Genomic DNA, 9290 nt, shown 5'->3' on the forward strand with positions numbered 1-9290 from the left:
GTAATTAGGATAATACCCCGTTTTTAGAGCTGGAGACTCATATTCGGGGTTTTGTTTTATCTAAAATACGAATTAATATGCTGAATATCAAGTATTTAATCTACCTCTGAAGGTGCCTTTTTACATCTTATCCAGCAGTCCGGCATCCATAATGCAAGCCCCTGCAGTCCATGCTCCTAAAAGAAAATAAAAGATATTCAACCTCAGGGCAGGCCTGCCTGCCGACAAAGGTAGGCCTGTCTGCCGACAAAGGTAGGCCCTGAACCCAATAATAGGAATCGACCCTAGGGTCGTGTTATGGAACCCAGATCCCGCCGAAAAAGGCGGGATTACTTCAACTTGCTATTTTAAGTGCGTTTTACCGACTTCTCAAAATTGAGTTTCACTAATAAAGTTGCGTTGCCATAAACCCACGGCCTTCCTATATCTTGCCCATTTTTCCAAGAATAAAAAGTATCACGATGGGCAAAGCCAATAAAAGCACTACCAATGTATCTGTAACCAATAGATCGGGCTTAAAGAGCAAGGTTACCACATAACCACCAATAGCACCTCCAAAATGGGCAGTATGCCCAATATTGCCCAATCTGGTTTTCATTCCGTAGATGGAATAAAACAAATAAAGTATCCCTAAAACATAAGCGGGCAAAGGTATAGGAATGAACATAATTCCCAAACGCATCCCAGGCTCCAATAGGATGGCCGAATACAGTATTCCGGTAACCGCTCCACTGGCCCCTACGGCACTGTAATAGGGTTCGTTTTTATGAAAGTACAATGCCAACAAACTTCCCGCAACCAGGCTAATAAAATAAAGGATTACAAACTTACTGGGACCAAACCAATCAATGACCACGTCTGCAAAAAAATAAAGGGTGAACATATTAAAAAACAGATGGGAAAGGTCTACGTGTAAAAAGCCCGAAGTAAGCATTCTATCTTTCTGTCCCGCCTGAATTGCACCTACACCAAACTTGTAGCGTTCAAAGAAAGTCTGGTTATTAAAACCCTTTAAGGAGGCAAGTACATTGGCAGCCATAATGGCAATGGTAGCGAGATGAAGGTTATTCATGAAGAAAACTATTATTTTTAGGTTCAAATATAGCTATATTTGCCCTAATTATATCTGCATGCAGTTCATAGTATATATTTTAGTTTACCCTCTCCTATGGCTTATTTCCATATTACCCTTTAGACTTTTCTATTTTTTTTCGGACTTTGTCTTTATTATACTGTTCTATGTGGTGGGCTACCGAAAAAGAGTCGTATATGAAAATCTTGCAAGGGCATTCCCCAATAAGCCAACAAAAGAACTAAAAGGAATACAAAAGGAATTCTACCGTCATATGTGCGATATGTTCCTGGAAATGGTAAAGACCTTGAATCTATCAAAAGAGGACCTAAAGGAACGCTATAAGATCATCAATATTGAAGTACTTCAGGAAATAGTCAAAAATAAGAGCGTTCTCATCGTATGTTCCCATTACGCCAACTGGGAATGGAACGTAAGTATCAATAACTATGTACATGCCAAAGGATATGCCGTATATCAAAAGATTGGGAATTCCTATTTTGATGATCTGATAAAGAAAATAAGGGCCAAATGGAACACCACCCTAATAACCCAGCAAGAAACCGTAAAAACGGTATATAGGAATGTACAAAACGGGGTAATTTCGGCATACGGTATGGTAAGCGACCAATCCCCTCAAGCAAAAAGGGCCCAATATTGGAGTGAATTTATGGGCGTTAAGGTTCCTATTTTTAATGGACCGGAGAGCATGGCCAGAAAATTGGACCTAGCTGTAGTATTCCTAAAGGTGTCCAAAGTAAAAAGAGGGTATTACCAAGCAGAATTCATCCCCATTACCACTGCCGGCAGCAAGACCAAAAAACACCAAATTACGGACCAATTCCTCAGGTTGACCGAAGATCAGATACGGGAAAAGCCAGAGTATTACCTTTGGACACACAAACGTTGGAAACATCGAAATAAAGTACCCGTGGAATTCCAATAGGAATAGGCCTATTACGATAAATTTTTGAACATCCGGAAGCAAGCCAAAGGGCCCATGCAAACCACTACCCCATTAATCCCCTGGAACACATCGCATTAAATTGAATGCCTTCCCGCAGATAGCAGCTATAGTTCCATTGGTTTGCGAACCAATGTTGTTGGTCTAAATTCATGGAAAAATTGCCTTTTTATTTATAAATTAATACCCTATTGATATAAAGTTGGCTTTACTATGGACATTTTTGGAACCCTTTATGATGAGGTAGTTGGATTTTTAGGAATACGGCAGGCGCTGGAATTATTGCAAGCGGGCGACTATAGTATATTCTCTACTTACGACGGTGTGGTTTCCCTTATCTACCCCATTATCCCCCTATTACTACTATTGGAATTCATCCTTGGCCTGGTATATAAAAAGCCTAATACCAAGGTATATAAGGTAAACTTCCTCATCTATGTGTTTAACAGGTTTGTTGGCCGATTTATAGCTATAGCCATGGTAACCCTTATTATAGGGTGGTTACAACCCTATGCCCTATTCCAAACAAAAATGACCTGGTACTGGTTTATTTACGGATATATTGTTTGGGAATTTGGCCATTTCTTATACCACTATTGGGGGCACAAGGTGCGATTGTTTTGGTGCTTGCACTCTACCCATCACGCACCGGAACAAATGAATCTTTCCGTAACCCATGCCCATTTTTTTCTGGAGGCCCCCTATGCCGATGCCATTAGGACTACGGTTTGTATACTGTTGGGTGTTGAACCGGTTCTGCTCTTTTTGATCATGTTCATAGATGGTACCTATGGAGCATTCATACATGTTGGGGAAAATATGATGAAGGATGGCAGAATGGGTTTTCTGAACAAAATTATATTGACACCCTCCCATCATAGGGTACATCATGCCCGAAACCCGCTGTATATGGATACCAATTTCTGTAATTTACTGAATATCTGGGACAAGGTTTTTGGGACCTATCAGGAGGAACAACATGACATCCAAATTGAATATGGAATTACCCGTAAAATGGATAGCGGTAACTTTTTTGATGTTTATTTCGGGGAATTTATGGCCCTTTTCAAGGATATCGCCAAAGCGCCCGGCCTAAAAAATAAAATTCTCTATATGGTCATGCCCCCAGGTTGGAGCCATACAGGGGAACACCAGACCTCCAAGTTGGTACGTGGAGCCTACCTAAAAGAACAACTGGCTAAGGAGTAAATACCAATGTTGCAATTACAATACAATGATCGCTGGCATAATTCTCACAGAGGATCCCATAATCCAACACCTGCCATTTTTCGGGTTGATTGTACATAATATGATCGATGCAGATATTGGGTCCCGTTGCCGGAAAAGTCCCCTTCCATGCATTGGGATGGTTGGGTTTTGTAAATTTTTCAGAAATAATGGTGATGGGCTTGCTATGGGGCTGTGCGTTAAGATCGCCCACTACTAAAGTGGGATAATCGGAATTCCCCAGATGGGCAACAATTGCCTTGGCCTGCATTACTTTATCGGTTTCATCCTTCTGATGATCCAAATGTGTGCCCACAAACTGAATGGTATTCCCTTTTTTGGTTTTGATCCGGGTTATCAAGGCAGCCCTCGGTTCCGAGTTCGGCAAATGTGGCAAAGCCAAATTTTCACTGCCAACAAAGGTATATTTGGATAGCACCGCCTCCCCATACTCCCCTCCATCATAATACATGGCCCGTGCAAAAAGCGAGGCCATTTTGGTACGGATTCCCAATTCGGTAGGCAGATCGTACTCTTTTGCCCTTTTCGTTTTAAAATCAACCTCCTGTAACGCCACCAAATCGGGCTTGTAATAATTAATCACGCCTGCAATGGTATCCAAATTAAAATCGTCCCTGGTAGTGGCACCGTGCAATATATTAAAACTCATCACCCTCAGGGTATCTGCCTGCGCAAGGCTACCATAGGAAGTGCCTCCCACAATAACAAAAAGAAATAATTTTACAATCTGGTATTTCATTTGCCCAATTTGAAATTAGGGCCGAAAACACAATATCTCCGACCCTATATTATCTGATTAATTTAGATTCCCGCCACTGTTTTTATCTCACCTATTATGGTATCGGCCAAACCATCCGCTTCGGCCTGACTTTTGGCTTCCGTGTAAATTCGGATGATGGGCTCGGTATTGGATTTGCGTAAGTGTACCCAATTCTCCGGAAAATCTATCTTTACTCCGTCAATAGTAGAAATTTCCTCATTTTTATATTTTTCGGCCATGGCTAGAAGAATACCGTCCACATCCAAACCAGGAGTTAGTTCTATTTTCTTTTTACTCATAAAATAACTAGGGTAGCTGGCCCTTAGCTCGCTAACGGTACCTCCCCTTTCTGCCATCAGCATTAAGAATAAGGCCGTTCCCACCAGGGAATCCCTACCGTAATGACTTTCAGGGTAAATAATACCTCCATTGCCCTCACCACCAATTATGGCCTTATTGGCCTTCATTTTGATCACTACGTTTACTTCTCCAACGGCAGCCGCTTCATAGGTACCTCCGTGTTTTTCAGAAATATCCCTTAAAGCCCTGGAAGAAGATAGGTTGGAAACGGTATTCCCCTTGGTTTTTCCCAACACATAATCTGCGCAGGCCACCAAAGTATATTCCTCCCCGAACATTTCCCCCTCATTGGTAATAAAGGCCAAACGATCAACGTCCGGATCAACCACAATTCCAAAATCGGCCTTTTCCTTAACCACCAGTTCACAAATATCGCCCAAATGTTCTTTTAAGGGTTCTGGGTTATGGGGAAAATGCCCTGTTGGATCGCAGTACAGTTCCACTACTTCCACTCCCAATTCCTTTAAAAGTTTAGGTATGGCAATACCACCAGTGGAATTTACCCCGTCTACCACCACTTTAAACTTGGCCGCCCTTATAACCTCGGCATCCACCAAAGAAAGGTTTAGCACCTCATCTATATGGATATCAATATAGGAATCGTTCCTATTTATGGTTCCCAAATAATCTACCTCTGAAAAGTCAAAGGCTTCCTTTTCTGCTATTTCCAGTATTTTGGCCCCTTGGGCAGCATCCAAAAACTCTCCTTTTTCATTTAAAAGCTTTAGGGCGTTCCATTGTTTTGGATTATGACTGGCCGTAAGGATAATTCCTCCGTCGGCCTTTTCCAAGGGAACCGCTATTTCAACTGTGGGTGTCGTAGACAGATCCAAGTCCACAACATCTATTCCTAGGCCTACAAGGGTGGATACGACCAAATTCTGGATCATTTCCCCGGAAAGTCGGGCATCGCGCCCAATCACTACCGTTAATTTTTCCTTTTTTGAGTATTCTTTTAACCAAACACCATAAGCAGCCGCAAATTTAACTGCATCAATGGGTGTTAAATTATCACCTGGCTTACCGCCAATGGTACCCCGTATTCCCGAAATAGATTTAATTAAAGTCATATTTTATTTATAAATTTTTACAAATATAGAAGGTTAGGTTTAAATCCTATGCCGCTAAGTTGTAAATTCGAACTTAATAAACTTCAACAGAGGTCAATGAATTTTTTAGCACACCTATATCTTTCTTTTGAAGACGATCAGATAACTATCGGAAATTTTATTGCAGACAGTATACGGGGCAATAAATACAAGCACCTTCCAGAAAAAATTCAAAAAGGAATTGTGCTTCACCGCGCAATTGACACCTATACGGACAAACATCCTATAGTGAGACAGAGCACCAAACGCCTGCATAAAAACTACAGTCATTACAGCGGTGTAATTGTGGACATTTTCTATGACCACTTTCTCGCCAAGAATTGGTCGGCTTACGCAGATACGCCACTACCCCATTTCGTAGACAATTTTTATGATCTTTTGGAAAACCACTATGAAATACTTCCCATTGGGGTAAAGCGGATGATGCCCTATATGATTGCGGATAATTGGATTTTGAACTATGCCAGGATGGATGGGATATCCAGGGTTTTGAATGGCATCAATAGACGGACCCAAAATAAATCCAAAATGAATTTTGCCATTTTGGACCTTGAGGAACACTATACCGATTTTGAAAAGGAATTCACTTTATTTTTCGAGGAATTGATAGTATTTTCAAAGCAAAAATACCTTTCCTTACAGTGATACAACACTATATACTTGGGACAATTTATAACCAACCAACTATGATCTTTGGATAGTGCCCCGCAAAAAGAGGCCCATAGTTAATAATAAGGACAAAAACATGTACAAAATTCACAACCAATTGGGATTTAAACACCTAATGTTCCTATCCATTGCCATTGCCCTGCTGGGCTGCAGACATAGTCCAGCTTCCCCTACTGGTTTGGTTACGGAAAAAGCCATGGTCGTTTCCGCACGTGTGGAAGCTTCCAAAATTGGATCGGACATTCTCCATAGGGGCGGGAATGCCTTCGATGCAATGATTGCTACGGAACTGGCTCTGGCCGTGGCCTACCCATTTGCCGGAAATATTGGCGGAGGGGGATTCATGGTATATAGGAAAGCCAATGGGGAAATAGGAGCCTTGGACTACCGTGAAAAAGCACCCTTGGCCGCGCATACGGATATGTATTTGGATTCCTTGGGAAATGTAATTGCGGGAAAGAGCACTTTGGGAGCAACCGCCGTAGGGGTTCCTGGCACTGTGGCCAGTGTAATTGCCGTCCATGAAAAATTTGGGTCCCTACCCCTAAAAGAAATTATGGCGCCAGTGATAGCATTGGCCAAGAAAGGTGTTGTTGTAACCGAGAAGCAAGCCAAAAGGCTGGAGAATTATCGCGATATTTTTATAGAAGTGAATAGTGACACCACTTTTTTTGCCACGGTATACAAAAAGGGCGATTCCATAAAGTACCCCGCTTTGGCCAATACCCTGCAAAAAATTTCCGAACAGGGTAAAGACGGATTTTACAAAGGGGAAGTGGCTGAAAAATTAGCGGATTTTATCCAAGCCAAGGGCGGTTACCTCACTACCGAAGACCTTGAGAAATACGAAGCCAAATGGAGATCTCCCATTACCTTTAATTACAAAGACCTAAAAATCATATCCATGAGCCCTCCTAGCAGCGGCGGGTTTACGTTAAATCAAATTTTTAGGATGATGGAACCCTATGACGTATCGTCCTATGGGCATAATTCCCTTAAAACCATTCAGTTGTTTACCGAGGCGGCCCGCAGGGCCTATGCCGATAGAAATTATTTTCTAGGCGACCCGGATTTTGTGAAAATCCCTTTAAAGGAGCTTTTGTCGGAACCCTACCTACAGGAGAGAATGAGTGATTTCTCTTTTGATAAAGCCACCAAATCCTCTGAAGTATCCCATGGGGACGTACAAATTATTGAAAGCGATGAAACTACCCACTACTCTATTGTAGATTCGTTCGGAAATGCCATTGCTGCCACAACAACCATCAATGGAGGCTATGGATCCAAATTGTACTCGGACGAACTGGGGTTCTTTCTAAATAATGAAATGGACGATTTTAGTGCCAAACCCGGGGTTCCCAATATGTTTGGGCTTGTGGGGGCAGAGGCCAATAGTATAGCTGCTGAAAAGAGGATGCTAAGCAGTATGACGCCTACCATAATTGAAAAAGACGGCAAATTATGGATGGTGGTCGGCACCCCTGGAGGTTCCACCATAATAACCGCAGTAGCACAGACCATCCTTAATTGCTACGAATTTAACATGAGTATGCAGGATGCCGTAAACGCTCCCCGTTTTCACCACCAATGGCTGCCGGATGCCATAATTTTTGAACCGGACGGATTCCCTACCAGCCTAATGACCGATCTAAAGAACAAAGGATATCTCATTAATGAAGAAAACACACCCGTTATTGGTAAGGTAGATGCCATTAAGGTTCTCCCCAACGGAAAACTGGAAGGCGGTGCCGATAAACGCGGCGATGATACCGCTGTTGGATTTTAATTAAAATGTCCGGGGTCCTTAAACCCTAAGATTACTGCCAAGACATAGATTATTTCTTCAAAATAAAGATAAAAGGTGATGAGAAAATTAGGTAAAATACTATTATGGATATTAGCCCTGGTGTTCATTTTGGCCGGTATCCTCTACACCATTTACAACGAAGAACTACCTGTTGGCATCAAGAGCGATCATGCGGATAGCTTGGCCTTAAAAATGTTGACAGCCCTTAATTACGAGGCCTATAAGGACACCCGTTTACTGGAATGGTCCTTTGCCAACGGGAAACACCATTATAGATGGGATAAGGAAATCAACACCGTAAACGTTACTTGGAGCGATTATGAAGTACAGCTCAATTTAAATGAATCCACAAAAAGTACAGTTTCAAAAAACCATATTGATATTGGCGGTCCCGAAAAACAAAAACTGATAAACAAAGCCATCTCCTTCTTCAACAATGACTCTTTTTGGCTGGTGGCCCCCTTTAAGGTTTTCGACCCTGGTACCAAAAGGAGTATTGTCCCCTTGCAAGATGGTTCCGAAGCTTTGTTGGTCACCTATACCTCGGGCGGAGACACTCCAGGTGATTCCTATTTATGGAAATTGCAACCCAATGGTTTCCCTATTAGTTTTAAGATGTGGGTAAACATTATTCCTATTGGCGGTATCGAAGCTAGTTGGGACGAGTGGCAAGTAACGGAAAGTGGTGCATTTCTGCCCAGTAAACACCGTATTGGCCCGATTTCATTGGATATGGGGGATGTGAGGGGGTATGAGTGATACAATTAGCAATAAGCAATTTTAGCGTAAGAAGTAAAATAGTATTGAGTGATTAGTATTGAGAATCTAGATGCTAGAGTCTAGATTATTGGCTCTAGGCTCTAAGCAACACCCCTGTCAGATCCAGCTCATCTCCATAAATATCGGGAGTGAACTATATGAAAAACAAGGTCCAAAGTCGAAAGATCAAGGGCTAGATTCAAAACCAATTGTGTGCGACTTCTCGTCGTCCCGAAAAAGGGACTCTGTCGAAGTGACTAGGATGTCCGTTCGAGTGTGCCTGTGGAAAGCCGGAGTCGTTAACTACCTCATTGCAAATTAACTAAAGGCTCACCTCTTGGAACGAAGAGGGGAATGAATTTTGCGCCATTTCGCGCGAAAGAAAGGGATCAATCCCAAAAGTTGTGTGTGAATTACAAAAAAATATAATTTACTATCTCAAGTTTGTGTCCTGTTCATTTTTTGCATCGCCCAAAAAACGAACCAAAAAACGCTAGGCTGATTTTAAATTTCTTTAAATCTACGCACTTTCCACAGCCCCG

At 42.0% G+C, this 9290-nt stretch carries 8 protein-coding genes; 5 read left to right on the forward strand and 3 right to left on the reverse strand.

The genetic code is table 11. The features are described from left to right. Positions 1-421 precede the first annotated feature (421 nt). Positions 422-1072 carry a rhomboid family intramembrane serine protease gene (locus tag QSE00_RS24670; RefSeq protein ID WP_286107940.1) on the reverse strand — a complete coding sequence of 217 codons (651 nt, stop codon included), beginning with the start codon at positions 1070-1072 and terminating at the stop codon, positions 422-424. 58 nt (positions 1073-1130) lie between these two features. Between QSE00_RS24670 and QSE00_RS24675 the strand changes: the two genes are divergently transcribed. After that, complete coding sequence (locus tag QSE00_RS24675; protein WP_286107941.1) at positions 1131-2018, forward strand: lysophospholipid acyltransferase family protein; 888 nt, start codon at positions 1131-1133, stop codon at positions 2016-2018. 231 nt (positions 2019-2249) lie between these two features. Further along, positions 2250-3245 (forward strand): sterol desaturase family protein, encoded by a 996-nt coding sequence (locus QSE00_RS24680; protein WP_286107942.1) that lies wholly within the window; start codon positions 2250-2252, stop codon positions 3243-3245. On the opposite strand, the gene QSE00_RS24685 is transcribed toward QSE00_RS24680, so the two are convergent. After that, the gene (locus QSE00_RS24685; protein ID WP_286107943.1) at positions 3235-4023 is read right to left on the reverse strand and encodes an endonuclease/exonuclease/phosphatase family protein; all 789 of its coding nucleotides are present in this window, start codon (positions 4021-4023) and stop codon (positions 3235-3237) included. The genes QSE00_RS24680 and QSE00_RS24685 overlap by 11 nt on opposite strands. A 62-nt stretch (positions 4024-4085) precedes the next feature. After that, positions 4086-5474, reverse strand: coding sequence for a phosphoglucosamine mutase (gene glmM, locus QSE00_RS24690; RefSeq protein WP_286107944.1), 1389 nt, complete (start codon positions 5472-5474; stop codon positions 4086-4088). 96 nt (positions 5475-5570) lie between these two features. Between glmM and QSE00_RS24695 the strand changes: the two genes are divergently transcribed. The 3 genes from QSE00_RS24695 (at position 5571) to QSE00_RS24705 (ending at position 8748) form a co-directional block, all read left to right on the forward strand. Further along, positions 5571-6158, forward strand: coding sequence for an acyl carrier protein phosphodiesterase (locus QSE00_RS24695; protein ID WP_110357618.1), 588 nt, complete (start codon positions 5571-5573; stop codon positions 6156-6158). A 139-nt stretch (positions 6159-6297) separates the two neighbouring features. Then, entirely contained in the window at positions 6298-7968 is a 1671-nt protein-coding gene (gene ggt / locus QSE00_RS24700; protein WP_286107946.1) for a gamma-glutamyltransferase, read from the forward strand. Positions 7969-8046: 78 nt separating this feature from the next. Then, on the forward strand, positions 8047-8748 hold the full coding sequence (locus tag QSE00_RS24705; RefSeq protein ID WP_286107945.1) for a hypothetical protein: 702 nt from the start codon (positions 8047-8049) through the stop codon (positions 8746-8748). The last annotated feature ends 542 nt before the right edge of the window (positions 8749-9290 follow it).

Origin of the sequence: Arenibacter flavimaris, assembly GCF_030291335.1 — a bacterium.
Lineage (GTDB): Bacteria > Bacteroidota > Bacteroidia > Flavobacteriales > Flavobacteriaceae > Arenibacter.